Annotated in this window: 20 protein-coding genes and 1 pseudogene; 8 read left to right on the forward strand and 13 right to left on the reverse strand. The window is 62.1% G+C overall.

Annotated features, from left to right (window positions below; genetic code table 11):
• Window positions 1-23: 23 nt before the first annotated feature.
• From DM373_RS18265 to DM373_RS18275, 3 genes are all read right to left on the reverse strand, one after another.
• Window positions 24-986 (reverse strand): hypothetical protein, encoded by a 963-nt coding sequence (locus DM373_RS18265; protein WP_110994916.1) that lies wholly within the window; start codon window positions 984-986, stop codon window positions 24-26.
• A gap of 192 nt (window positions 987-1,178) precedes the next feature.
• Window positions 1,179-3,200: a hypothetical protein gene (locus DM373_RS18270; protein WP_110994917.1), complete on the reverse strand. Its 2,022-nt coding sequence runs from the start codon at window positions 3,198-3,200 to the stop codon at window positions 1,179-1,181.
• Window positions 3,201-3,402: 202 nt separating this feature from the next.
• Window positions 3,403-4,923 carry a fumarate hydratase gene (locus tag DM373_RS18275; protein ID WP_110994918.1) on the reverse strand — a complete coding sequence of 507 codons (1,521 nt, stop codon included), beginning with the start codon at window positions 4,921-4,923 and terminating at the stop codon, window positions 3,403-3,405.
• A 407-nt stretch (window positions 4,924-5,330) separates the two neighbouring features.
• Between DM373_RS18275 and DM373_RS18285 the strand changes: the two genes are divergently transcribed.
• Window positions 5,331-6,251 carry an iron-sulfur-binding ferredoxin reductase gene (locus tag DM373_RS18285; protein ID WP_110994934.1) on the forward strand — a complete coding sequence of 307 codons (921 nt, stop codon included), beginning with the start codon at window positions 5,331-5,333 and terminating at the stop codon, window positions 6,249-6,251.
• 91 nt (window positions 6,252-6,342) lie between these two features.
• On the opposite strand, the gene pyk is transcribed toward DM373_RS18285, so the two are convergent.
• A complete protein-coding gene (pyk, locus tag DM373_RS18290) occupies window positions 6,343-7,797 on the reverse strand; it encodes a pyruvate kinase (RefSeq protein ID WP_110994919.1) in 1,455 nt (484 codons plus the stop codon).
• Between the two features lie 241 nt (window positions 7,798-8,038).
• On the opposite strand from pyk, the gene DM373_RS18295 reads away from it, so the two are divergent.
• The 3 genes from DM373_RS18295 (at window position 8,039) to sbcB (ending at window position 10,399) form a co-directional block, all read left to right on the forward strand.
• Entirely contained in the window at window positions 8,039-8,422 is a 384-nt protein-coding gene (locus tag DM373_RS18295) for a tol-pal system YbgF family protein (RefSeq protein ID WP_110994920.1), read from the forward strand.
• A 124-nt stretch (window positions 8,423-8,546) separates the two neighbouring features.
• Complete coding sequence (locus DM373_RS18300; RefSeq protein ID WP_110994921.1) at window positions 8,547-8,906, forward strand: PilZ domain-containing protein; 360 nt, start codon at window positions 8,547-8,549, stop codon at window positions 8,904-8,906.
• Window positions 8,907-8,968: 62 nt separating this feature from the next.
• Window positions 8,969-10,399 (forward strand): exodeoxyribonuclease I, encoded by a 1,431-nt coding sequence (gene sbcB / locus DM373_RS18305; RefSeq protein ID WP_110994922.1) that lies wholly within the window; start codon window positions 8,969-8,971, stop codon window positions 10,397-10,399.
• Window positions 10,400-10,471: 72 nt separating this feature from the next.
• Here sbcB and mvaT read toward each other — a convergent pair whose 3' ends face one another.
• Window positions 10,472-10,849: a histone-like nucleoid-structuring protein MvaT gene (mvaT, locus tag DM373_RS18310; RefSeq protein ID WP_110994923.1), complete on the reverse strand. Its 378-nt coding sequence runs from the start codon at window positions 10,847-10,849 to the stop codon at window positions 10,472-10,474.
• Window positions 10,850-11,148: 299 nt separating this feature from the next.
• On the opposite strand from mvaT, the gene purU reads away from it, so the two are divergent.
• Together purU and DM373_RS18320 are read left to right on the forward strand one after the other, a co-directional pair.
• A complete protein-coding gene (gene purU / locus DM373_RS18315) occupies window positions 11,149-12,000 on the forward strand; it encodes a formyltetrahydrofolate deformylase (protein ID WP_110994924.1) in 852 nt (283 codons plus the stop codon).
• Between the two features lie 2 nt (window positions 12,001-12,002).
• Window positions 12,003-12,227, forward strand: coding sequence for a hypothetical protein (locus DM373_RS18320; protein WP_110994925.1), 225 nt, complete (start codon window positions 12,003-12,005; stop codon window positions 12,225-12,227).
• Between the two features lie 74 nt (window positions 12,228-12,301).
• On the opposite strand, the gene gpgD is transcribed toward DM373_RS18320, so the two are convergent.
• The 4 genes and pseudogenes from gpgD to DM373_RS29775 all read right to left on the reverse strand — a co-directional run.
• Window positions 12,302-13,066 (reverse strand): N-acetylglucosaminyl phosphatidylglycerol deacetylase, encoded by a 765-nt coding sequence (gpgD, locus tag DM373_RS18325; protein ID WP_110994926.1) that lies wholly within the window; start codon window positions 13,064-13,066, stop codon window positions 12,302-12,304.
• Window positions 13,059-14,177 (reverse strand): N-acetylglucosaminyl phosphatidylglycerol synthase, encoded by a 1,119-nt coding sequence (gene gpgS / locus DM373_RS18330; protein ID WP_482822401.1) that lies wholly within the window; start codon window positions 14,175-14,177, stop codon window positions 13,059-13,061. The genes gpgD and gpgS overlap by 8 nt, the downstream gene beginning before the upstream one ends.
• Before the next feature lie 334 nt (window positions 14,178-14,511).
• Window positions 14,512-15,276 carry a methyl-accepting chemotaxis protein gene (locus DM373_RS29770; protein WP_425272599.1) on the reverse strand — a complete coding sequence of 255 codons (765 nt, stop codon included), beginning with the start codon at window positions 15,274-15,276 and terminating at the stop codon, window positions 14,512-14,514.
• 93 nt (window positions 15,277-15,369) lie between these two features.
• Window positions 15,370-16,386 (reverse strand): annotated as a pseudogene (locus tag DM373_RS29775) (HAMP domain-containing protein); the annotation flags it as partial.
• A gap of 172 nt (window positions 16,387-16,558) precedes the next feature.
• Here DM373_RS29775 and DM373_RS18345 point away from each other — a divergent pair.
• On the forward strand, window positions 16,559-18,034 hold the full coding sequence (locus DM373_RS18345) for a helicase HerA-like domain-containing protein (RefSeq protein ID WP_110994936.1): 1,476 nt from the start codon (window positions 16,559-16,561) through the stop codon (window positions 18,032-18,034).
• A gap of 120 nt (window positions 18,035-18,154) precedes the next feature.
• Here DM373_RS18345 and DM373_RS18350 read toward each other — a convergent pair whose 3' ends face one another.
• From DM373_RS18350 to DM373_RS18360, 3 genes are read right to left on the reverse strand one after another with little or no spacing between them, the layout of a single operon-like run.
• Window positions 18,155-19,204, reverse strand: a complete 1,050-nt coding sequence (locus tag DM373_RS18350) for an alkene reductase (RefSeq protein WP_110994928.1) — start codon at window positions 19,202-19,204, stop codon at window positions 18,155-18,157.
• Window positions 19,205-19,223: 19 nt separating this feature from the next.
• Window positions 19,224-20,393, reverse strand: a complete 1,170-nt coding sequence (locus DM373_RS18355) for an MFS transporter (protein WP_110994929.1) — start codon at window positions 20,391-20,393, stop codon at window positions 19,224-19,226.
• A gap of 13 nt (window positions 20,394-20,406) precedes the next feature.
• Complete coding sequence (locus DM373_RS18360) at window positions 20,407-20,709, reverse strand: ArsR/SmtB family transcription factor (RefSeq protein ID WP_110994930.1); 303 nt, start codon at window positions 20,707-20,709, stop codon at window positions 20,407-20,409.
• 152 nt (window positions 20,710-20,861) lie between these two features.
• On the opposite strand from DM373_RS18360, the gene DM373_RS18365 reads away from it, so the two are divergent.
• Window positions 20,862-21,434 (forward strand): acyl carrier protein phosphodiesterase, encoded by a 573-nt coding sequence (locus DM373_RS18365; protein ID WP_110994931.1) that lies wholly within the window; start codon window positions 20,862-20,864, stop codon window positions 21,432-21,434.
• A 9-nt stretch (window positions 21,435-21,443) separates the two neighbouring features.
• On the opposite strand, the gene DM373_RS18370 is transcribed toward DM373_RS18365, so the two are convergent.
• Window positions 21,444-21,923, reverse strand: coding sequence for a GNAT family N-acetyltransferase (locus tag DM373_RS18370; RefSeq protein ID WP_110994932.1), 480 nt, complete (start codon window positions 21,921-21,923; stop codon window positions 21,444-21,446).
• Between the last annotated feature and the right edge of the window lie 266 nt (window positions 21,924-22,189).

The following is a 22,189-nucleotide window of genomic DNA, read 5'->3' on the forward strand; positions in this document are numbered from 1 at the left end:
TCTCGGGGCGCCGGGCCTGTGTATCAGGCGTTGCCCTGGATCACCTGGAAGTCGATGGCGTGGCCGTTCTTCTTGCTGAGGAATTCGATGCGATGTTCGTTGCCGTTACGGTCGATGACTTTCCACAGGCTCTGTTCTTCATTGAGCGCGTTGTAGTGGCGTGCATAGAAGCGTCGGTGGTAGCGGTGCAGCGTCATCTGCTGGGGACGATGGGTCAGGCGGCCCCGTGAACCGGGTACATCCAGGGAGAAGGCCTGACCCACACCATGGACGCTCACTTCGGCGTGCTGGCTGTAGTCGTTGGTCAGCTCGAAGGAAAACTGCGCATGGTCCCAGTTGTGGCGTTCGTAGAAGGCGTGGCCACCGGGTGTTGCCTGGGAGCGGCTTTCCACGATGAAGTTGTTGGGGTCGCTGAGGCCGAAGTAACCGACCTGGTGCTCGACTTCGTCATCCCAGTAACGCCCGGCGGGCTCCTTGTAGGCGATCGTGTCTTGCATCTTTAGCTCGAAGGCCGACTCGGGGATCCGTTGGGGCGAGATGGACTCGATGATTACCGATGACTTGAACGGGGCGACGTTGGTTTCGAAATGGCTCTGCTCGTCCTTCCAGATCCCGGCATACAGGGTGCTCAGCGTGCCGCCGGGCAGTGTCGAGGTCACGTAGAAGCGGCGGCGGATGGTACGGGGCGAGGACTCCATCAAGGGGCTTGGTACAACGCCGGAGGCTGCATGATAGGCAAAGCGCGGGTCGCGCTCGTGGTGGGCTTGCAGCTCGGTATTAAGGATGTGGAATTGCCCCTCGTCATCGATCTGCAGCAGTTCTAGCGTGGCCAGGCTTTGTTCCGAAATGGTCTGGCCATCGCGCGGCTCCAGGGTCACGGTGATTTCGACCTGCTGGCGACCGTTGGCGTAGACGCGGTTGGAGTTGGAGGTCACATCGACGCGGAATCGACGAAGCCATTGATTGGCGGATTGCGTGTGGGCCATGAGCCTTTCCTTTGTGGGAGAAGAGGGCTCATTTAAGTGGGAGAAGGGGCGCGGCGAGCGGTATTTATATATCGCTCGGGCGCCGCTGTCAGACCTGATCAATATTTTCTAGTGAGCTTAATTGGACTGCCCGGTATGTAAAATTCCGTGACCAATGGTAAGGGCGGTGATGTACATTGACTGATCGTTGATTTAGTCGGACTGGCTAATATTCACATAGGGCACATTTACCCACATTAGTTTATTTCCAAATGTTCCGGTCTCGTTCGCGACCCATAGCTTATGCCCGTTACCATTTTGATCGTAATAGGCTATCTGAAAGCCAAGATCTTTCTTGGGGGGGCCGATTAGAGGGCCTATCCTGAAGCGTGAGCCGTACGCATGGCCGGGTACATCATTTATTGTCGCAAAATAAAAAAAGGAAAGGCTTACTCTAACCTCGCGGGGGCGGTCAAGTTTGTAATGTAGTTGCTCGTACTGTATGTCATCTGTGGTGTTTTGATAGTGCAGGTTGTCGCCGCCCGACGAGTAGCGGAGCTGGTATTGGCTGTCATGGACCCAAAGATGATAAACGTCGACATCTGTATTGCTGCTGTTTGAGTAGTTTTTGTAGCCATATCTGAAATGTTGTGGGCCTAGATCGTAGTTCCGAGGGTGAGGCACGATAGTGGCTGAGCTGTTGGACTTGCCCGCGACCGTAACACCGCCGACCGGCAGGTCTTTCTGATAGGTGTGGTAAGTAACACCGCCGAGCACGAGGCGCGCAGCAACCTGCAAGTTCGTGGTGGTGTTGGTCGTCAACCAGAAGCGTATGGCCTGATCATTCTGGCTGGGTGCCAAACTGTTCTGCGTCGGTGTGCCAGGATAAAAGTCGAACAGGTCATAGGGCGAGCGACGTGTGGCAGCGATATACGTGGTATAGCCGCTGCCGAGCGCTGCACCTGTATCGTAACGCAGCAACTGAATGCTGTTCAGTTCAGCAGCCGTCAGTTGGACAGGCTGCTGTTTTTCGTCGAGCGCTCGGATCACGATATCGATGTAGGTGGATTGGTACGTGTTGTTGTAGAGCGGGCAGCTTGTATTGTTGTTCGCCGAACCGATCCCTTTCACCTGAAAGAACGCAATATTGGCGACACGTAACGGTGTGGTCTGTTCGTCCAGGGCGCTTGTGTTGACCACCGTGAGCTTGGTGCGACGAGCCAACGGGTCCGTCTGCGTAGGGTCGAAGGCAATGGACAAGCGATGACGGTTGCCATGCCGATCGTAGGCGGAGAGTCGGCAAGGGCCCTGGCGATCGGTGCCTGCGGTGTAGTAAGGGATCTGGTTGTCACCTTGCAGTAGCACGACGACGGCGCTGGTGTTGTCAGTTCTGACCTCTTTGACCTGACGCACAGGGAAGTAGGCACCCAGACGGATGCCGGTGTCGTAGTGCACCGTCTTGTTACCAGGCAACGCGATGCCGACGTGTGATGCGAAGGTCTGGTCCGGCTGATGATCCTGCCAGCGGATCATGCCTTTGGTATCCCCTGTCTCGAATACCGCGTAGGAAAAGGGCACGTTATTGGGGGTCAAACGGTGCTCGTGAATAAAGCGTGAACCGCCGACGGTGTCGCCTTCATCTCGGGTTTGTGCCCATTGGTAGTCTTGAGGGAAAACGTAACTTGGAGCCGGATGGGCGTAGAGGTCAATGGAACTTTCATAGATATCGTCAGAGTAATAGTCTTCGCCCTTTCCGCCACCTTCGGCATCTCGGGTGATGGCCACTCGCAGGGTCACTTTGCTGCCAGCCGGCGCTCGACTATGAATATAAAGCTGCTTGAAGCGGCTGTTGTTGTCATTTAGCCAGTAGGATACGTCATCCCCACGGATCAATACCATTGCGTCGAGTTCCGCAGGTATCGGCGGTTCGGGGAGCGCGGGTGGCGTCAAGCTGGGGAAGTAGTCGAATCGTTCGTCGTGTTGGTTGCTATAGAACCAGGGCGCAGAGGCATGATTCTCCGGAAGGGGGTCGTAAATACCGATGACCTTCTGGCTGACAATGCGCAATGAAGCATATTCTGTTTCGGAGATGGTCTGCCCATCTTGTGGTTTCGCCAGGATGACGACTTCCACTTGTTGGCGGCTGTTGTTGTAAACGGAGGTGCTGGCGGATGAAAGAACAATTTCAAATCTGCTGAGCCAGTCACTGATCGTGCGTTTCCGTTTAGTTGTCATGATGGCCTGACCTGACTGTTGACGTTCAGGTGGTATTCTATTCAGGCGGCGAGCGGTTGAAACCTGGCAAAAATATCAGGTAGCGAGGTCGGAAGTGCCCCGCTCGCAGGCGTCGAAAAAGGGCGCTAGTCAGAAACCAAATAATTAAATCGAATAAAAACGCCCGGCATTGGCCGGGCGTTTCATATCGCGTGGGCGATGATTACTTCACTTCAACCGCCAGGCTTTCGGCGATCTTGCTCTGCCACAGCGCAGGGCCGGTGATGTGTACCGACTCACCCTTGCTGTCCACCGCAACGGTGACTGGCATGTCTTTCACTTCGAACTCGTAGATCGCTTCCATGCCCAGCTCGGCGAAGGCCAGGACCTTCGACTTGCGGATGGCCTGGGCCACCAGGTAGGCGGCGCCGCCGACGGCCATCAGGTACACGGCCTTGTTGTCCTTGATCGCTTCGATGGCGGTCGGGCCACGTTCGGACTTGCCGATCATGCCCAAGAGGCCGGTCTGCTCGAGGATCTGGCGGGTGAACTTGTCCATGCGGGTGGCGGTGGTCGGGCCGGCAGGGCCTACCACTTCGTCACCGACCGGGTCGACCGGGCCGACGTAATAAATGAAGCGGCCTTTGAGGTCGACCGGCAGCTCTTCGCCGCGGTTGAGCATCTCGACCATGCGCTTGTGCGCGGCGTCGCGGCCGGTGAGCATCTTGCCGTTGAGCAGGATGGTCTCGCCTGGCTGCCAGCTGGCGACTTCTTCCGGGGTGATCTCGTCGAGGTTGACGCGACGGGCGCTTGGGCCGGCTTCCCAGACGATTTCCGGGTAGGCGTCCAGCGACGGCGCTTCCAGTTCGGCAGGGCCGGAGCCGTCGAGCACGAAGTGGGCGTGACGGGTAGCGGCGCAGTTGGGGATCATGCACACCGGCAGGGAGGCGGCGTGGGTCGGGTAGTCCATGATCTTGACGTCGAGCACGGTGGTCAGGCCGCCCAGGCCCTGGGCGCCGATGCCCAGCTGGTTGACCTTGTCGAACAGCTCCAGGCGGATCTCTTCGATGCGATTCTGCGGGCCACGGGCCTTGAGCTCATGAATGTCGATGGACTCCATCAACACTTCCTTGGCCATTACCGCGGCTTTCTCGGCGGTACCGCCGATGCCGATGCCCAGCATGCCTGGCGGGCACCAGCCGGCGCCCATGGTCGGGACGGTCTTGAGCACCCAGTCGACGATCGAGTCGGACGGGTTGAGCATGGCCATCTTCGACTTGTTTTCCGAGCCGCCGCCCTTGGCTGCGACATCGACCTCTACCTTGTCGCCGGGGACGATGGAGTAGTGGATGACGGCCGGGGTGTTGTCCTTGGTGTTCTTGCGGGCCCCGGCCGGGTCGGCCAGGATCGAGGCGCGCAGGACGTTCTCGGGCAGGTTGTAGGCGCGGCGCACACCTTCGTTGATCATGTCGTCGACGCTCAGGGTAGCGTCCCAGCGTACGTCCATGCCCACGCGCACGAACACGGTGACGATACCGGTGTCCTGGCAGATCGGGCGGTGGCCGGTGGCGCACATGCGCGAGTTGATCAGGATCTGGGCGATCGAGTCACGCGCGGCGGGCGACTCTTCACGCAGGTAGGCCTCGTGCATCGCCTGGATGAAGTCGACGGGGTGGTAGTACGAGATGAATTGCAGGGCGTCGGCAACGCTCTGAATCAGGTCGTCTTGCTTGATCACGGTCATGCAGCGCGCTCCTCTTAAAGACGGGAACATTCAAATAGGCACACCGACAACGCACACCGGTATGTCGGCAGTGCCTGGCAAGGCTCCGGCTGGTCGGGCCGGGGCAAAAAGGCGCGGCAGTATACCGCGCCCCGCCGCGGGAAACACCTGCGGGTGGTCTGGACCTTGGTCGGCTGCGGGGCGGGCATCGTTTTTGCTGATGACGTGGGTAGTGTGATGCTGTTCAATGGTTTAACGGGTGTCATCGACTGGGGCTGCTGCGCAGCCCTTCGCGGGTGAACCCGCTCCCGCAGGTACGGCGCAAAGTTCAAGGCATGCGCAAATCCTGTGGGAGCGGGTTCACCCGCGAAGGGCCGCCAAGCGGCCCCATTGCTTGATCATCAGGCGAGTATTTGGAGATGAATGACATGGCCGAACTGACTGTGGATGAGCGCCGATGGGCGGTGCCTTTGGGCAGCAATCTTCTGGATGCGCTCAACGACGCCGGTTGCGCCGTGCCCTACAGCTGCCGCGCCGGCAGTTGCCACGCCTGCCTGGTGCGCTGCCTGGACGGCCTGCCCGTCGATGCCAAACCCGAGGCACTGAGCGCCGACAAGCGCGACGAGGGCTGGCGACTGGCCTGCCAGTGCACGGTGGCCGGTGACCTGCGGGTGGCGGTGTTCGACCCGCAGCGTGATGGCTTGCCGGCCAGGGTCAGCGGCCTGGACTGGTTCGGCGATGTGCTGCGCCTGCGGCTCGAACCGCAAAGGCCGCTGCGCTACCGGGCCGGGCAACATCTGGTTCTGTGGTGTGGCGATGTCGCCCGTCCCTATTCGCTGGCGAGCTTGCCGGGTGAGGACGATTGCCTGGAGTTTCATATCGATTGCAGCCGCCCCGGTGCTTTCTGCGACCGGGCCCGGCAGTTGAGCGCGGGTGATGAAGTCAGGCTCGGTGAGCTGCGCGGCGGCGCCCTGCATTACGACCCGGACTGGCAGGCGCGGCCGCTGTGGTTGTTGGCAGCGGGCACCGGGTTGGCGCCATTGTGGGGCATCTTGCGCGAGGCGTTGCGCCAGGGGCATCGGGGGGAGATCAAGGTGCTGCATGTGGCACACACCGCTGAGGGGCACTATCTGGCGCAGTCGTTACAGGCGCTGGATGGCGTGACGGTCGAATTGCTGTTGGCGGCGCAGTTGGATGAAGCTTTGGCTGGGTTGAAGCTGATGTCGCGTCAGACCATGGCGCTGGCGTGCGGGTCGCCGGCGAGTGTGGAGCGGTTCGCCCGGCGGCTGTTCATTGCCGGGGTGCCGCGCAATCAGGTGTTTGCGGACGTATTTACCGAGCATGTTTGAGGGTTGAAAAGCATCGCGGGGCAAGCCCGCTCCCACGCCAATGTCGGCGCTGTGGGAGCGGGCTTGCCCCGCGATAGGTACCGCGTGCGGATCAGCCGACCAGCGGATCACCGACATGCAGGATCTTCATGCCGTTGGTGCCACCGATGGTGTGGTAGCTATCGCCCTTGGTGAGGATGACCCAGTCACCTTGCTCGACCAGACCACGCTTGAGCAACTCGTCGACCGCCGCCTGGCTGACCTTGTCGGCCGGCAGCGAAGCCGGGTCGAAGGCGATCGGGTAGACGCCACGGAACATGTTGGCGCGTGCCTGGGTGGCACGGTGCGGCGACAGCGCGAAGATCGGCACATGCGAACGCAGGCGCGACATGATCAGCGGGGTGTAGCCACTTTCGGTGAGGGCGATGATCGCCTTGACGCCGGGGAAGTGGTTGGCGGTGTACATCGCCGCGAGGGCGATGGACTCGTCGCAGCGCTCGAAGGTGGTGTGCAGGCGGTGGCTGGACTTCTGGCTGGTCGGATGCTTTTCGGCGCCCGAGCAGATACGGGCCATGGCCTGGACGGCTTCGATCGGGTAGCTGCCAGCGGCGCTTTCGGCCGACAGCATCACCGCGTCGGTGTTGTCCAGCACGGCGTTGGCCACGTCGGACACTTCGGCGCGGGTTGGCATCGGGTTCTGGATCATCGACTCCATCATCTGGGTCGCGACGATCACCGCCTTGTTGTTGCGGCGAGCGTGCTGGATGATCTTCTTCTGGATGGCGATCAGCTCGGCGTCGCCGATTTCCACGCCCAGGTCGCCACGCGCAACCATCACTGCGTCGGAGGCGAGGATCAGTTGGTCGAGGGTCTCGTCGTCGGCCACCGCTTCGGCGCGTTCGATCTTGGCCACCAGCCAGGCGCTGCCGCCGGCTTCGTCACGCAGCTTGCGGGCGTATTCCATGTCGCTGGCGTCACGCGGGAAGGAGACGGCCAGGTAGTCCAGGTCCATTTCCGCGGCCAGCTTGATGTCGGCTTTGTCTTTTTCGGTCAGGGCTGGCGCGGTCAGGCCGCCACCCTTGCGGTTGATGCCTTTGTGGTCGGACAGCGGGCCACCGATGATCACCACGCAATGCAGGGCATCGCTCGTGGCGGTCTCGACGCGCATGACCACGCGGCCGTCGTCGAGCAGCAGTTCGTCACCGACGCCGCAATCCTTGACCAGGTCGGGGTAATCGATGCCGACGATGTCCTGGTTGCCTTCGGTGAGCGGGTGGGCGGTGGAGAAGGTGAACTTGTCACCGACTTTCAGTTCGATGCGCTTGTTGCTGAATTTGGCGATGCGGATCTTCGGACCCTGCAGGTCGCCCAGCAGCGCGACGTGGCGGCCGTTCTTGGCGGCGATGTCGCGGATCAGGCGGGCGCGGGCCTTGTGCTCGTCCGGGGTGCCGTGGGAGAAGTTCAGGCGTGCCACGTCCAGGCCGGCGAGGATCAGTTGTTCGATCACTTCCGGCGAGTTGCTGGCGGGGCCAAGGGTGGCGACGATTTTGGTACGACGGATGGTCATGCACAGACTCCTATAGTGAAGCGCAGCGAGAGGCTACTCCTCAATTGAGCTGTAGTCATTGTTCCGTTGCACTACCGGGAGGCAGAATCAACGGTCGCTTGCACGCTTGGAGCCGCAAGCTACAAGCGGCAGGCTACAAGCAGATGGATGAGCGGCTGATTCATGCATTTCGCCACTTGTAACTTGATGCTGGAGAATTTCACACAGGCGCCGATACACTTGGCATCCAAGGAGAGTTCCCATGCGCACCCTGATCGTTTTGACCATGGCGGCCAGTGTCGTCGGCTGCACCCGCTGGTCCATGGACCACCATTTGAACAATGCCTACCGCGCCTATGACCGTGGCGACTGCTCGCGGGTCATGCTGGAGCTGTCACAGGTCGACCGCACCAGCCGCGCCCGGCCGTTCATCCATCCGGAAGTGTCGATGCTGCGTGGCCAGTGCCTGGAGCGGCAGAAACTTTACGTGGATGCAGCGCAGACCTATCAGTACCTGATCCAGCAGTACCCGCGCAATGAGTACGCCTATCGCGCCCAGGCCCGTCTGCAGACCCTGGAGAAGCTGGGCTATCTGCGGGGTGAAGCGGCAGTGGCCAGCCCGGTAAAAGGTACACCTTGGCGTTAATCCCAAGGTGTCGCCGATTTCATGGTAATGGCCCATCGGGCTGGGCTAATCTGTTAAACAAGTTGTAACGATCACTGCCAGTACCTTGTCTTCCTGGCTCCGGGTACAGGAATACACAGCCGCCATGTTTATCGAACGTCATATACAACGCCACCAACTGTCCTGCGTACTCAAGGTCTACAACCGCTTTACCGACCAGCAGATCGGTTACCTGGGCAATGCCTCCGAGGACGGCCTGATGCTGATCAGTCAATTGCCGGTGTTGGTGGGGCCAGACTTCGAGCTGCAACTGCGCGTGCCGCAGGCCGGCGGCGGGCAGCAACTGATCAACCTCACCGCCAGTTGCCTGTGGTGCCGCGAAGACGAGACGCCGGGGCATTACGATGCCGGCTTCATGCTGCTGCAGGCACCCCAGGAATACGACGATTTCGTGCGCTCGCTGCGCGACTACTTCAGTTTTCGACCGCTCAACGCCTCTGCCTGAACGCTGGCCCTGGCGCCACTACGCCCGCTAGACTCTGGTCGACCTTGTTACAGGAAGACCCCGTGAGCTCCAGCATCTTCTGGCACGACTACGAAACCACCGGCATCAACCCACGCAACGACCGCCCGTTGCAGGTGGCCGGTGTACGCACCGACCTTGACCTCAACGAGATCGAGGCGCCGATCAGCCTCTATTGCCGTCCCTCCGATGACATCCTGCCGCACCCCGCCGCGTGCCTGGTGACCGGTATCACGCCGCAGCAGTTGGCCAGCCAGGGCTTGTGCGAAGCCGAGTTCATGACCCGCATCCATGAGCAGTTGGCCCGCCCAGGCACCTGCGGTGCCGGCTACAACACCCTGCGCTTCGATGACGAAGTCACTCGCTACAGCCTTTACCGCAACTTTTTCGACCCCTACGCCCGCGAATGGCAGGGCGGCAACAGCCGTTGGGATCTGATCGACGTGGTGCGCACTGCGTATGCCCTGCGCCCTGAAGGGATTGTCTGGCCGCAGCAGGAGGGGCGTACCAGCCTGCGCCTGGAGCTGCTCAGCAAGGCCAATGGCATCGACCATGGCCACGCCCATGAAGCGCTGTCCGACGTACGGGCAACCATTGCGCTGGCGCGACTGATCCGCGAGAAACAACCGAAACTCTATGACTGGTTGTTCCAGTTACGCAGCAAACACAAAGTGATGGAGCAGATTCGTCTGCTGCAGCCATTGGTACATGTATCAGGGCGTTTCTCTGCCCAGCGTAATTACATCGGCGTGGTGCTGCCATTGGCCTGGCATCCGCGTAATCGCAACGCCCTGATTGTCTGTGACCTGGGGCAGGAAACTTCACCGCTGCTGCAGGAAAGTGCCGAGGTGCTGCGCCAGCGGTTGTACACTCGGCGCGAAGCATTGGTTGAAGGCGAACTACCGGTGCCGTTGAAGTTGGTGCATGTCAATCGTTGCCCGGTGCTGGCACCCTTGTCGGTAGTGCGCCCCGCCGATCAACAACGGTTGGGCCTGGATATGGCGCAATTGCAAAAGCACGCTGAGCAGCTGGCCAGCCAGCAGGCCCATTGGCGTGACAAACTCGAGATTATTTACGGGGAAGAAGACTTTGCTCCGTGTGAGGATCCGGAACAGCAGTTGTACGACGGATTCATCGGTGATCGAGACAGACGCTTGTGTGAACAAGTACGTACCACAGACCCGGCGCAATTGGCTAAGGGCCACTGGATGTTCGATGATTCGCGCTTGCCCGAGCTGTTGTTCCGTTATCGTGCACGCAACTTTGCCGACACCCTCAATGCACAAGAGCAGGCGCGTTGGCAGGCATTCTGCCAGCAGCGCTTAAGCGACCCTGCCATGGGCGCACCGAACACCCTGGGTGACTTTGAGAAGGCGTTGCAGAGCAGTTGGGCTGAGGCTGACGAGGCGGGGAGAGCGGTATTGAAGGCCTGGCAGGCGCATGCCGGGCAATTGAAAATGCAGTTCCAGATTTGAACGCAAGCAGTAAAAAAAACGCCGGCAGCTGCCGGCGTTTTTCAAGTTGTAACTGATTGCGTGATACGCGGATCAGTCCAGCAGGGTGGCCCAGCCTTCAACGACGTCGCCGCCCCATTTGGCTTTCCACTCTTTCAGGGTCTTGTGGTTGCCACCCTTGGTTTCAATAACCTCGCCGTTGTGCGGGTTCTTGTACTGCTTGACCTTGCGTGCGCGTTTGGTGGCGGTGACTTTGGTCGCGCCGCGCGGGGCCTTGCTCAGTTTGCTTTCCGGGTCGAGCAGGGCAATCACGTCACGCAGCGACTTGGAGTATTCGCCCATCAGGGTGCGCAGTTTGCCTTCGAACTCCAGTTCTTTCTTCAGCTTGTCATCCTGGGACAGGTTGGCCAGGCGGGCCTGAAGTTCTTTGATGGCTTCTTCGGTGGCGCGGTATTCGTTGATCAGCGACATGGCGTGTTCCTTAATGCATATTCAGGGAGACAGTGCGGGCAATAATAGACAGGCGATACTCGCAAGTAAACAATTAAAAAGTCACGAATCAATTAATAGCAGTGAATGGCCAGATCGCTGTTTGGTTAAAAAAAATTTACATAAATGACAGGTTAATCGCCATACCCCTTTGCGAAGAAGGGAGATGACGCGTGCGAATTTTCCCTGTCGTCGGCGCTGCGATGCCTGTCGATCAATACTGCGTTTTTCCTCCCGGGCCGCTAGAATATGCGCCTTTGCGAAGTTCTGGAGCCCCTCTCATGCGCACCTATCGACTGGTGATTGCCTGCCCCGACCGTGTCGGCATCGTGGCAAAAGTCAGTAATTTCCTGGCCCTCTATAATGGCTGGATCAACGAGGCCAGCCACCACTCCGATGAACAGAGTGGCTGGTTCTTCATGCGCCATGAAATCCGCGCCGAATCCCTGCCGTTCGGCATCGAAGCATTCCGCGAGGCGTTTGCGCCGATCGCCGAAGAGTTCTCCATGACCTGGCGGATCACCGACTCGGCGCAGAAGAAGCGCGTGGTGCTGATGGCCAGCCGTGAATCCCACTGCCTGGCCGACTTGCTGCACCGCTGGCACACCGATGAACTGGATTGCGAGATCCCCTGTGTGATCTCCAACCATGACGACCTGCGCAGCATGGTCGAGTGGCATGGGATTCCGTTCTTCCATGTGCCGGTCGACCCGAAGGACAAGGCTCCGGCCTTCGCCGAAGTCTCGCGCCTGGTCCAGGAGCACGGTGCCGACGTGGTGGTGCTGGCGCGCTACATGCAGATTCTTCCGCCACAGCTGTGCCGCGACTACGCGGAAAAGGTCATCAACATCCACCACAGCTTCCTGCCGTCGTTCGTCGGTGCCAAGCCCTACCACCAGGCTTCCCTGCGCGGGGTGAAGCTGATCGGCGCGACCTGCCACTACGTCACCGAAGAGCTGGATGCCGGCCCGATCATCGAGCAGGACGTGGTGCGTGTCAGCCACGCCGACAGCATCGAGGACATGGTGCGTTTCGGCCGTGACGTGGAGAAGATGGTGCTGGCCCGTGGCCTGCGCTATCACCTCGAAGACCGCGTGCTGGTGCACGGCAACAAGACCGTGGTCTTCGACTGACCATGGCAGGCCCTCGCGACAAGGCCGGCGCCTGCGCGCCCCCAACCTTGGGCGAAGGCTGCCTGGCGCGTTTCGACCCCGAAGCGCTGCGCGACGAGGACGGCACCGAGTTCCCCGGTGCCGCCGCGTTGTGGCAAGCGCTCAACCCCTCTGAGGCCGCCAGCGCCCCAGCAGCGCACGCGCAAGCAGGCGCACACACGCTGCTCCTTCCGGCCGACCAAGAGTAATAGCGGTAACCGCAGGTCAGCTCAGGATCGCCGCGGCAGCCGTCGAACTTCACACCCAGGCCAGTCTGTGCGTTTCATGCAGTGAGCTGGCGATCAAGCCAGGCGCATTTGGTCAGGGGTTCGCGGCCTTCGGCCAACAACTGATGCAGGGTGTCCAGCCAGTAGTGACGGGAGGCTGGATGGCGCATGTCGATTGGGTGCAAACCCAGGCGCAGCGTATCGGCCTGCTGCCAGTGTCGGTACTGCCAGTCGTTCACCAGCTTCGACAGGCTGCGGCGCCAGGCGCTGCGCGCACTCCACACCAGGCCAGGGGCGTTGAATGCGGTGAAGTCCGGCAGGCGATACAGGTATCGGGCAGTGCTGGTGTAGCGCAGCGGCAGTTGGCGCAAGGCCTGCCGGGTGCCTTCGCTCATCAGCCATGCGGGGGCGACGAAGCCGGCGACGGGCCAGCCTTGCTGACCGAACAGCGCCAACCCGGCTTGCAGGCGCTGCAAGGCCGCCATTTGGTCGAGCCCGTAGAACTCACCTTCATGGGTGTAGACACGGCGCATGAAGTACTCGCCAGGCCCACGGGGCGGCGGCCCGTCGTCGGCATGGTAGTAACCGTGCAGGGCCAACTCGTCACCCAGTGCCAGGCGCCGCTCGAGCAGGCGGCAGAAGGTCGGTGAGCGGGCCAGGTAGTTGCGATGGTGGAAGTCCGGGACCACCAGCCAGGTCATCGGCACGCCGCCGAGTGTGTCGATGGCCTGCACGAAAGGCTGATAGTCGGGCCAGGTTTGCGGCGCGACATCGTGCAGCACCAGCATAAGGCTACGTGCGGCGCCGTCGGGCTCAGCCATGGGCACGTACCTGCGGCTGGTGGCCGAGTACCGCCTGGTAGTGCAGCAGCAGGCCGTTGACCACCTGGTCCCAGCTATAGTGCTGCTCTGCATGCAAGCGGGCCTGGGCACCAAGGCGGCCCACGCCGTCCTCGAACGCTTCGCGCACCTCGTCGGCCATGGCCTGGCTGTCGTTGGGGCGACACAGGCGGCCACACCGCTCGTTGACGATTTCCCTGAACGCGCCTGCACGTACGGCGACCACCGCAGTGGCGCTGGCCATGGCTTCGAGAATCACCAGGCCAAAGGTTTCCTGATCGCCGGCATGCAGCAGCAGGTCGGCACTGGCCAGTAACCGGGCAACCTCCTGCGCAGGGCAGAAATGGTCGATCACGCTGACGTTGTCCGGCACGCTGGCCGGCATGTTCGAACCGAGCAGCAGCAGGTGGTAGCGGTGGCCCAGCAGGCGCATGCAGTCGAGCAGTAGCGGCAGGTTCTTTTCCCGCGAGCCGCGCCCGGCAAACACCAGCAGGCGGCTGGTTTCAGCGATGCCCAGCTCGGCGCGCAGGCCGGGGTCGTTCCGGGCCGGGTTGAACAGTGCCAGGTCAACGCCCAGGTGCTGCACGTGCACATCCCTGATCCCCAGCCGGCGCAGTTTGTCGGCCATCACCTGGCTTGGCGCCAGCACCCGGTCGAAGTTGCCGTACAGCTTGCTCACATAGGCCTCGACATTGGGCGTGCACCAGTGGCCCATGCGGTTGCTTGCCAGCAGCGGCAGGTCGGAGTGATAGAAGCCGATCACCGGTACACCGAGCTTGCGCCGTGCCTCCAGCGCGGCCCAGGCGGTGAGGTAGGGATCGCCGACTTCGATCAGGTCGGGCTGCAGGCGGCGCAGCATGTTGCACCAGGGTGCCAGGCGCAGCGGGAAACGGTAGCCGTTGCCGAATGGCAGGGGTGGGGCGGGGACGTGATGGATGCCATCGGCGTGGCTGGCACTGGGGCCGGGGATCAACAAACTGTGGCGTACGCCGGGCATGGCGCCGAGGCGGCGGTGTTTGGCATCGAGGTACGTCCGCACACCCCCGCTGGCCGGCGCGTAGAACATGGTGATGTCGGCGATGTGCACGATCAGCCTCCCTCCGCGATCGACTTCAGGATCGTCGTCGGGCGTGATACGCCGACGATGATTCGCCTGAAGGTTGACCTTACAGAAGGATAGTTTGTTCGATCGGGCTGAGGGGCCGGCAGGGGGAGCGGCGCTGGCTTCTTCGCGGGTGAACCCGCTCCCACAACGATCGCGGCAGTTTCAGGCGCTGCGCAGATCCTGTGGGAGCAACTGTCTTATGTTGTCAGTGCTGGCCTCATCGCTGGCAAGCCAGCTCCCACAGGTACGATGCTTGCCTCGAGGTTAGCGCGGTCCATGTGGGAGCGGGTTCACCCGCGAAGCAGGCAACTCGGTCAGAAGGTCAGATGCGGAAGCTGCCGACCAGGTGCTTCAGGCGGCCGGCCTGCTGCTCGAGGTCCGAGCAGGCGCGCAGGGTGGCCTGCAGGTTCTCGACGCCTTCCTGGTTGAGCATGTTGATTTCGTTGATGTCCATGTTGATCGAGTCGACCACGGCGGTCTGCTCTTCGGTGGCGGTGGCCACCGACTGGTTCATGCCGTCGATTTCGCCGATGCGCTGGGTCACGCTGCCCAGGCGTTCGCCGGCCTGGTTGGCGATCTCCATGCTGTCCTGGCTGTGGCGCTGGCTCTGGCCCATGGTGTCGACCGACTCGCGGGCGCCGATTTGCAGCTCCTCGATCATGGTCTGCACCTGCTGCGCCGACTCCTGGGTGCGGTGGGCCAGGTTGCGCACTTCATCGGCGACCACGGCAAAGCCACGCCCGGCTTCACCGGCACGCGCAGCCTCGATGGCGGCGTTGAGCGCCAGCAGGTTGGTCTGCTGCGAGATGCTGGTGATCACCTCGAGAATCTGGCCGATGTTGACGGTCTTGTTGTTGAGCGTCTCGATGTGCGAGCTGGAGGTGACGATCAGGTCCGACAGGCGGTTCATCGCATCGATGTTGCGCTGCACCACGTGTTGGCCTTCCTCGGCCAGCAGGCGTGCGGAGCTTGCGTGCTGCGACGCCTGGGCGGCGTTGCCGGCGATCTCCTGGGCGGCGGCGCCCAGTTGGTTGATGGCGGCAGCGACGCTGTTGGTGCGGTTGGACTGCTCGTCGGAGTTGCTCATCGACGAGTTGGAGGCGCTGATCACCCGCAGGGCCACTTCGTTGACCTGCTCGGTGGCCGAGGACACTTCGCGGATCGAGGTGTGGATGCGTTCGACGAAGCGGTTGAACGCCGTGCCGAGAATGCCGAACTCGTCGTGGTTGTCGATCTGCAGGCGGCGGGTCAGGTCGCCTTCACCTTCGGCAATGTTCTCCATGGCGCGGGTCATGGTGTGCAGCGGCTGCAGCAGCACACGGATCAGCAGGCCTAGCAGGGCGATGATGATCACCACCGCCACCAGGGTGGCGATGACCGCCGAGGTGCGGAAGTTGCTGAGCATGGTGAAGGCTTTGTCTTTGTCTACCGACAGGCCGATGTACCAGTTGGCCGAAGGCAGGCCCTTGACCGGGGTGAAGGTCAGCAGGCGGGTCTGGCCATCGAGTTCGACTTCAGTCAACTCACGGGACAGTTTCGGTGTGTGCTGCGGGAACAGGTCCGACAGCGACTTCATCACCAGGTTCTTGTCCGGGTGCACCAGGATCTTGCCCTGGTCGTTGACCAGGAAGGCATAGCCCATGCCGCCGAAATTCAGCGAGTTGATGATCTCGACCAGGCCATCGAGGGCCAGGTCGCCACCGACCACGCCGACCGAGCGCGAAGCGGTGCTGATGATCGAGATGACCATCTTGTTGGTGGCCATGTCGATGTAGGGTTCGGTGAGCATCGGCCCATTGGCGTTCAGGCCGTCCTTGTACCAGGGGCGCACGCGTGGGTCGTAGCCATCGGGCATCTTGGTGTCCGGGCGCACGGTGAAGGTGCCGTCGGGCTGGCCGAGATAGATGGTCAGGAAGCTGGAAGTGAGGGCATTCTGGCCCAGCAGGGTGCCAATGTTCTGTGGGTACTGGGCCAGGTTCTGGGCGACGTTCTCGACCAGCTTGATGCGCCCTTCGAACAGGTTGCGGATGTTGGTGGACGTGGATTCGCCCATCTCAGCCAGGTAATTCTCCAGGTTCTCGCGAATGGCATTACGCTGGAGGTAGTCGTTGTACAGGGTGAACAGGCTGAAGGCGAGGATCACGATGAGTGATGCCGCCATAAGAATCTTGTGGCTGAAACGAAGGCTTTTATTCATGACGTGATCGCGTCCGCTAAGGTTTTTTTATCGGGTCGTTCGCACAAAGCACGGTGGGAAAACAGTGCAACAGGTCCCGTGGGTCCTTTTCGGGTTGTAACTGTCTTTCTGTTTGGAATCATTTTGAAATATCGGCCGTTACCACGCAGAACTTGAGCAAAGGATGAAGAAGATGTCGGATTCTTTTCAAATGCTTGTAGGCGCTGGCCCTGACGGTCAGCCGGTGTCCCAGGCCATGCGCCTGGCCAATCGCCATGGGCTGGTGGCGGGTGCCACAGGTACCGGCAAGACCGTCACCTTGCAGCATCTGGCCGAGCTGTTCAGCGATGCCGGTGTGGCAGTGTTCGCCGCTGATGTGAAGGGCGACCTGTGTGGCCTGGGCGCGGCCGGCGCGCCGCAGGGCAAGGTGGCCGAGCGCATCGCCGGGATGCCTTGGCTGAACCACCGGCCGCAGGCCTACCCGGTCACCTTGTGGGATATCGCCGGCCAGTCCGGGCACCCTTTGCGTACCACCCTGAGCGAAATGGGCCCCTTGCTGCTGGGCAACTTGCTGGAGCTTACCGACAGCCAGCAGGCGGCCTTGTATGCGGCGTTCAAGGTGGCTGATCGTGAGGGGCTGTTGTTGCTCGACCTCAAGGACCTCAAGGCCTTGTTGGCGCACTTGAAGGACAACCCGCAACTGCTCGGCGAGGACAGCGCGCTGATGACCAGTGCCTCGACCCAAGCCCTGCTGCGCCGGCTGGCCACCTTGGAGCAGCAGGGCGCCGAGGCGCTGTTCGGCGAGCCAGCGCTGCAATTGGAGGACTTGCTGCACCCGGACCGCGACGGCCGTGGCCGCATCCATCTGCTCGACGCCAGCCGCCTGGTGCATGAGGCGCCCAAGGTCTATGCGACCTTCCTGCTGTGGCTGCTCGCCGAGCTGTTCGAGCAACTGCCTGAGCGCGGTGATGCCGACAAACCGGTACTGGCGCTGTTCTTCGATGAGGCCCACCTGCTGTTCAACGATACGCCAAAGGCGTTGCAGGACCGCCTGGAGCAAGTGGTGCGGCTGATCCGCTCCAAAGGCGTGGGGGTGTATTTCGTCACCCAGTCGCCGGGCGATCTCCCGGACACCGTGCTGGCCCAGTTGGGCTTGCGTATCCAGCACGGCTTGCGGGCGTTCACCGCCAAGGAGCAGAAGTCGTTGCGTGCCGTGGCCGATGGCTTTCGCCCAAACCCTGGGTTCGACAGCCTGACGGTGCTGACCGAACTGGGTATCGGTGAGGCGCTGGTAGGTACCCTGGAAGAAAAGGGCACGCCGGCCGTGGTCCAGCGGGTGCTGATTGCCCCGCCGCAGTCGCGGATCGGGCCGTTGAGCGCGGCCGAGCGCAGCGCGTTGATCGCGGCTTCGCCATTGCTGGGCCGTTACGACAAACCGATCGACCGCGAGTCGGCCTATGAAATGCTCTTGCAACGCAAAGGTGCGCCGTTGGAGCCTGCGCCCCAGCCCAAGGCCGATGAGGAAAGCCTGGCCGACAAGGCCGGCGAGTTCCTGCAGAGTGCGGCCGGGCAGGCGATCAAGTCGGCGGTGCGCCAGGCGGCCAACCAGTTGGGGCGGCAGTTGGTACGCGGGTTGATGGGGTCGTTGCTTGGCGGCAAGAAGCGTTGATGCAAGGGGCCGCTATGCGGCCCAATCGCTGGCAAGCCAGCTCCCACAGAGGACGTGCAAGTTCATTGTGTGGGAGCCGGCTTGCCGGCGAAAGGGCTGCAAAGCAGCCCAGGGTATGGCTCACAGCCGCGGGTAATCGATGTAGCCCACCGGCCCCTTGCCATAGAAGGTTTCCGGATGCGGCGCATTGAGCGGCGCATCGGCCGCCAGCCGGGCCGGCAGGTCGGGGTTGGCGATGAACGGGATGCCAAAGGCCACCGCATCGGCCTTGCCGCTGGCCAGGGCGGCATTGGCGCTGGCTTTGTCGAATCGCTCGTTGACGATGTACGGGCCGCCGAACGCATCCTTTATAAGCAGGCCAATACTGTCGTCGGCTTCCTTCTCCCGTGAACAGATGAACGCGATGCCCCGCTTGCCCAGTTCCCGGGCCACGTAGGTGAATGTCTCGGCGCGGTCGGCGTCGCCCATGTCGTGGGCATCGGCGCGCGGTGCCAGGTGTACGCCGACGCGGCCGGCGCCCCACACCTCGATGGCCGCGTCGGTTACCTCCAGCAGCAGCCGCGCACGGTTTTCCAGCGAGCCGCCGTAGCGGTCGGTGCGCTGGTTGGTGCTGCTCTGCAGGAACTGGTCGAGCAGGTAGCCATTGGCGCCGTGGATCTCCACACCGTCGAAACCGGCAGCCTTGGCGTTCTCGGCACCGCTGCGGTAGGCCTCGACGATGTCGGCGATCTCTTCGGTTTCCAGGGCGCGCGGGGTGGGGTAGTCGCTGAGCGGCCGCACCAGGCTCACGTGGCCCTTGGGCTGGATGGCGCTGGGGGCTACCGGCAGCTCACCGTTCAGGTACGACGGGTGGGAGATGCGCCCGACGTGCCACAGCTGCAGGAAGATGCGCCCGCCGGCGCCATGGATGGCCTTGGTGACGTTGTGCCAGCCGCGTACCTGCTCGTCGTTCCAGATACCTGGGGTGTCGGGGTAGCCGACCCCCATCGGGGTGACCGAGGTCGCTTCGCTGAGGATCAGCCCGGCGCTGGCGCGTTGCACGTAGTACTCGGCCATCAGCGCGTTGGGTACCCGGCCTTCGTCGGCACGGCAACGGGTCAGCGGGGCCATGATGATGCGGTTGGGCAGTTGCAGGTCGCCCAGTGTGATTGGATCGAACAGCGTGGTCATACCGATTGCCTCGCAGCTATCAATTGGAAACCGTGGCCAGCTCGGCGTCGCTGCCGCGCTGGTTGAAGGTGATCAGGGTGACGATCAGCGCCAGTACAGCCAGGGCCGCCGCAGCCAGCGGCACGCGGGTCAGGCCGAAGCCGTGGGCGATGACGCTGCCGCCCACCCAGGCGCCCAGAGCGTTGCCCAGGTTGAATGCGCCGATATTGAGGGTCGACACCAGGTTAGGTGCTGCCTTGCCGTAGGTGACCACGTTGACCTGCAGTGCCGGTACGGCGGCGAAGGCGGCGGTGGCCCAGAGGAACAGGGTGATCTCGGCGGGCACCAGCGCCGTGCTGGTCCAGCTCAGCGCGGTGGACACCACGGCCATGGCGGTGAACACACCCATCAAGGTGGCGCCCAGGCGGCGGTCGGCGAGCTTGCCGCCGACAATATTGCCCAGGGTCAGGCCCAGGCCGATCAGCAGCAGGGTCCAGGTCACGCCACGTGGCGACACGCCGGTGACATCACCGAGCAGCGGCGCAACGTAGGTGAACAGGGCGAACATCGACGCCGAAAACAGCACGGTCATGCTCAGCGACAGCCAGATGCCGGCGCCTTTGAGCGCGGCCAGTTCGGCGCGCATGTTCACGCTCTGCTCTTCGGCCTGGCGTGGCAGGAAGCGCAGCAGGCCGAGCAGTGCGACCACGCCGATGCCGGTCACCGCCCAGAACGTCGAACGCCAGCCGGCGACCTGGCCCAGCGCAGTGCCCAGCGGCACACCCAGTACGTTGGCCAGGGTGAGGCCGGTGAACATCAGCGCGACGGCCGAGGCGCGGCGGTTGGCCGGCACCAGGCTGGCCGCCACCACCGAGCCGATGCCGAAGAACGCGCCGTGGCACAACGCGGTGACCACCCGGGCGAACATCAGCAGGTCGTAGTCGCCGGCCACCGCGCACAGCAGGTTGCCAATGATGAACACGCCCATCAGCGCCACCAGCGCGGCCTTGCGCGGCAGGCGGGCGGTGGCCAGGGCCATGAACGGCGCGCCGATGGCCACGCCCAGGGCGTAGCCGGTCACCAGCCAGCCGGCACCGGGGATGCTGACACCCAGGTCCTGTGCGACATCGGGTAGCAGGCCCATGATGACGAACTCGGTGGTGCCGATGGCGAAGGCGCTGAGGGCCAGGATCAATAAGGAAAGGGGCATTGCAAGGTCCTTGTCAGAGCTCTTGGCTCATCTGCGCGAGGAACGCCTGGATGGTGGCCTCGTTGCGTTTGAAGAAGTGCCATTGGCCGATCTTCTGGCTGCTGATCAGGCCGGCGCGCTGCAGGGTCGCCAGGTGGGCCGAGACGGTCGACTGCGACAGGCCGCAGCGTTGGTCGATCTGCCCGGCACACACACCCTGTTCGGTGCTGTGATGCTGGTCGGGGAACTGCGCGGCCGGGTCCTTCAGCCAGCTGAGGATTTCTCGCCGTACCGGGTGGGACAGGGCTTTTATTATTTCGTCGAGATCGAGTGGCATGGATAGGCTCGTGGTGTATAGCGGTATATCGCGATGGAGCGAAATATAAATCGGTATTTCGCGATATACAAATATGAAAAGGGTCTGAGCTGATCGAGAATCGCTATATCGGGTTATGACGATATAGGTTGGCGCGGTGCTAGACTGCGGCCATGAATTACCTCGCACACCTGCACCTGGGCGGCCCGGCGCCGCAACAACTGCTCGGCAGCCTGTATGGCGATTTCGTCAAAGGCGCGCTGGAAGGGCGCTTTGCGCCGGAACTGGAAGCCGCGATCCGCTTGCACCGGCAGATCGACAGCTATACCGACAGCCATCCATTGGTGCTGGCCGCGCTGGCGCGCTTCCCGCGTGAGCGCAGGCGTTATGCCGGGATCGTTCTGGATGTGTTCTTCGACCACTGCCTGGCGCGGTACTGGGGGGAGTACGCCGACCAGCCATTGGCGCAGTTCACCGGCAACTTCTACCGTGTGCTGTTGGCCGAGCCGCAATTGCCGGGGCGGCTGGCGCGTATTGCGCCGTTCATGGCTGCCGATGACTGGCTGGGGGCGTATGGCAATTTCGCCACCCTGGAGCAGGTGTTTGGCGGCATCGCCCGGCGTTTGTCGCGACCGGAAGGCCTGCAAGGGGTGATGGGGGAACTGGAGCGCCTGTATGAGCCGTTGCTGACGGATTTTCGGGCGTTCTATCCACAGTTGCAGGCGTTTGCGGCGGCGGGGCGGTGAGGCGCGCAGTCAGCCCAGCAGCTGCTTCATCTGTACCAGTGCAACCCGGCTGTGATCCGGTGCCTGGCGTTCCTCTATATGGAAGGGAGTGAACCCAAGCTGCGGATAAAGCAACAAGCCCGCGGTGTTGTGGTTGAAGCACGACACCCAGATTTCCTGCGCTGCGAACTGTTCGCGGGCCAGTGCGATCATGCACTGCACCAGATAGCGCGCCACGCCCTTGCCGCGTGCGGCGGGGGCGACCACTACGTTACCGAGCGCACAGATGCCGCCGGCTTCTGCTTTATAGAAGTTGGCGAAGCCCAGTAGTACGCCGTCCTCTTCGACCACTGTCGAACCGCTGCGCTGGGCAATGGCCTCGCTCAGTTGGTTGGGTGTCAGCGGGTAGGTGGCTTTGGGGAACATGTAGAACAGTTCGTCCGGGCCCTGGGGGAAGCAGCAGATGGCGGGGATGTCGGTGGTTTGGACTGGGCGGTGGGTCAGCGGCATAGGGGCTTCATCCTGAAAGGGTTAGGCAGGCTTGGTGCCTGTGGTTTGGGCATTACCTTGTGCAGGGTAATGCCTTGCGTGGGCCTTGGCAGCGCTTGGATTGGGCGCGGGGGCTTTGTTAAGAATTTAATTATTGGGCAGGGTTGACGGCCTACTTTAATGCTGTATTATTCGGCTCCCGCAGCGAGACATCGCCGCGAGGCAGGCAGTAAGCTGTTGAAATTCCTGAAAAAATTTCAACGAGGTGGTTGACAACAGGTTGTAAT

It is taken from the genome of Pseudomonas sichuanensis, from assembly GCF_003231305.1.
Classification (GTDB): domain Bacteria; phylum Pseudomonadota; class Gammaproteobacteria; order Pseudomonadales; family Pseudomonadaceae; genus Aquipseudomonas; species Aquipseudomonas sichuanensis.

Excerpts from the sequence above, each read along its gene's own strand:
- DM373_RS18265 (WP_110994916.1), bottom strand. The coding sequence starts at position 986 with ATGGCCCACACGCAATCCGCCAATCAATGGCTTCGTCGATTCCGCGTC.
- DM373_RS18270 (WP_110994917.1), bottom strand. The coding sequence starts at position 3,200 with ATGACAACTAAACGGAAACGCACGATCAGTGACTGGCTCAGCAGATTT.
- DM373_RS18275 (WP_110994918.1), bottom strand. The coding sequence starts at position 4,923 with ATGACCGTGATCAAGCAAGACGACCTGATTCAGAGCGTTGCCGACGCC.
- DM373_RS18285 (WP_110994934.1), top strand. The coding sequence starts at position 5,331 with ATGGCCGAACTGACTGTGGATGAGCGCCGATGGGCGGTGCCTTTGGGC.
- pyk (WP_110994919.1), bottom strand. The coding sequence starts at position 7,797 with ATGACCATCCGTCGTACCAAAATCGTCGCCACCCTTGGCCCCGCCAGC.
- DM373_RS18295 (WP_110994920.1), top strand. The coding sequence starts at position 8,039 with ATGCGCACCCTGATCGTTTTGACCATGGCGGCCAGTGTCGTCGGCTGC.
- DM373_RS18300 (WP_110994921.1), top strand. The coding sequence starts at position 8,547 with ATGTTTATCGAACGTCATATACAACGCCACCAACTGTCCTGCGTACTC.
- mvaT (WP_110994923.1), bottom strand. The coding sequence starts at position 10,849 with ATGTCGCTGATCAACGAATACCGCGCCACCGAAGAAGCCATCAAAGAA.
- purU (WP_110994924.1), top strand. The coding sequence starts at position 11,149 with ATGCGCACCTATCGACTGGTGATTGCCTGCCCCGACCGTGTCGGCATC.
- DM373_RS18320 (WP_110994925.1), top strand. The coding sequence starts at position 12,003 with ATGGCAGGCCCTCGCGACAAGGCCGGCGCCTGCGCGCCCCCAACCTTG.
- gpgD (WP_110994926.1), bottom strand. The coding sequence starts at position 13,066 with ATGGCTGAGCCCGACGGCGCCGCACGTAGCCTTATGCTGGTGCTGCAC.
- DM373_RS29770 (WP_425272599.1), bottom strand. The coding sequence starts at position 15,276 with ATGAGCAACTCCGACGAGCAGTCCAACCGCACCAACAGCGTCGCTGCC.
- DM373_RS18345 (WP_110994936.1), top strand. The coding sequence starts at position 16,559 with ATGTCGGATTCTTTTCAAATGCTTGTAGGCGCTGGCCCTGACGGTCAG.
- DM373_RS18350 (WP_110994928.1), bottom strand. The coding sequence starts at position 19,204 with ATGACCACGCTGTTCGATCCAATCACACTGGGCGACCTGCAACTGCCC.
- DM373_RS18355 (WP_110994929.1), bottom strand. The coding sequence starts at position 20,393 with ATGCCCCTTTCCTTATTGATCCTGGCCCTCAGCGCCTTCGCCATCGGC.
- DM373_RS18360 (WP_110994930.1), bottom strand. The coding sequence starts at position 20,709 with ATGCCACTCGATCTCGACGAAATAATAAAAGCCCTGTCCCACCCGGTA.
- DM373_RS18365 (WP_110994931.1), top strand. The coding sequence starts at position 20,862 with ATGAATTACCTCGCACACCTGCACCTGGGCGGCCCGGCGCCGCAACAA.
- DM373_RS18370 (WP_110994932.1), bottom strand. The coding sequence starts at position 21,923 with ATGCCGCTGACCCACCGCCCAGTCCAAACCACCGACATCCCCGCCATC.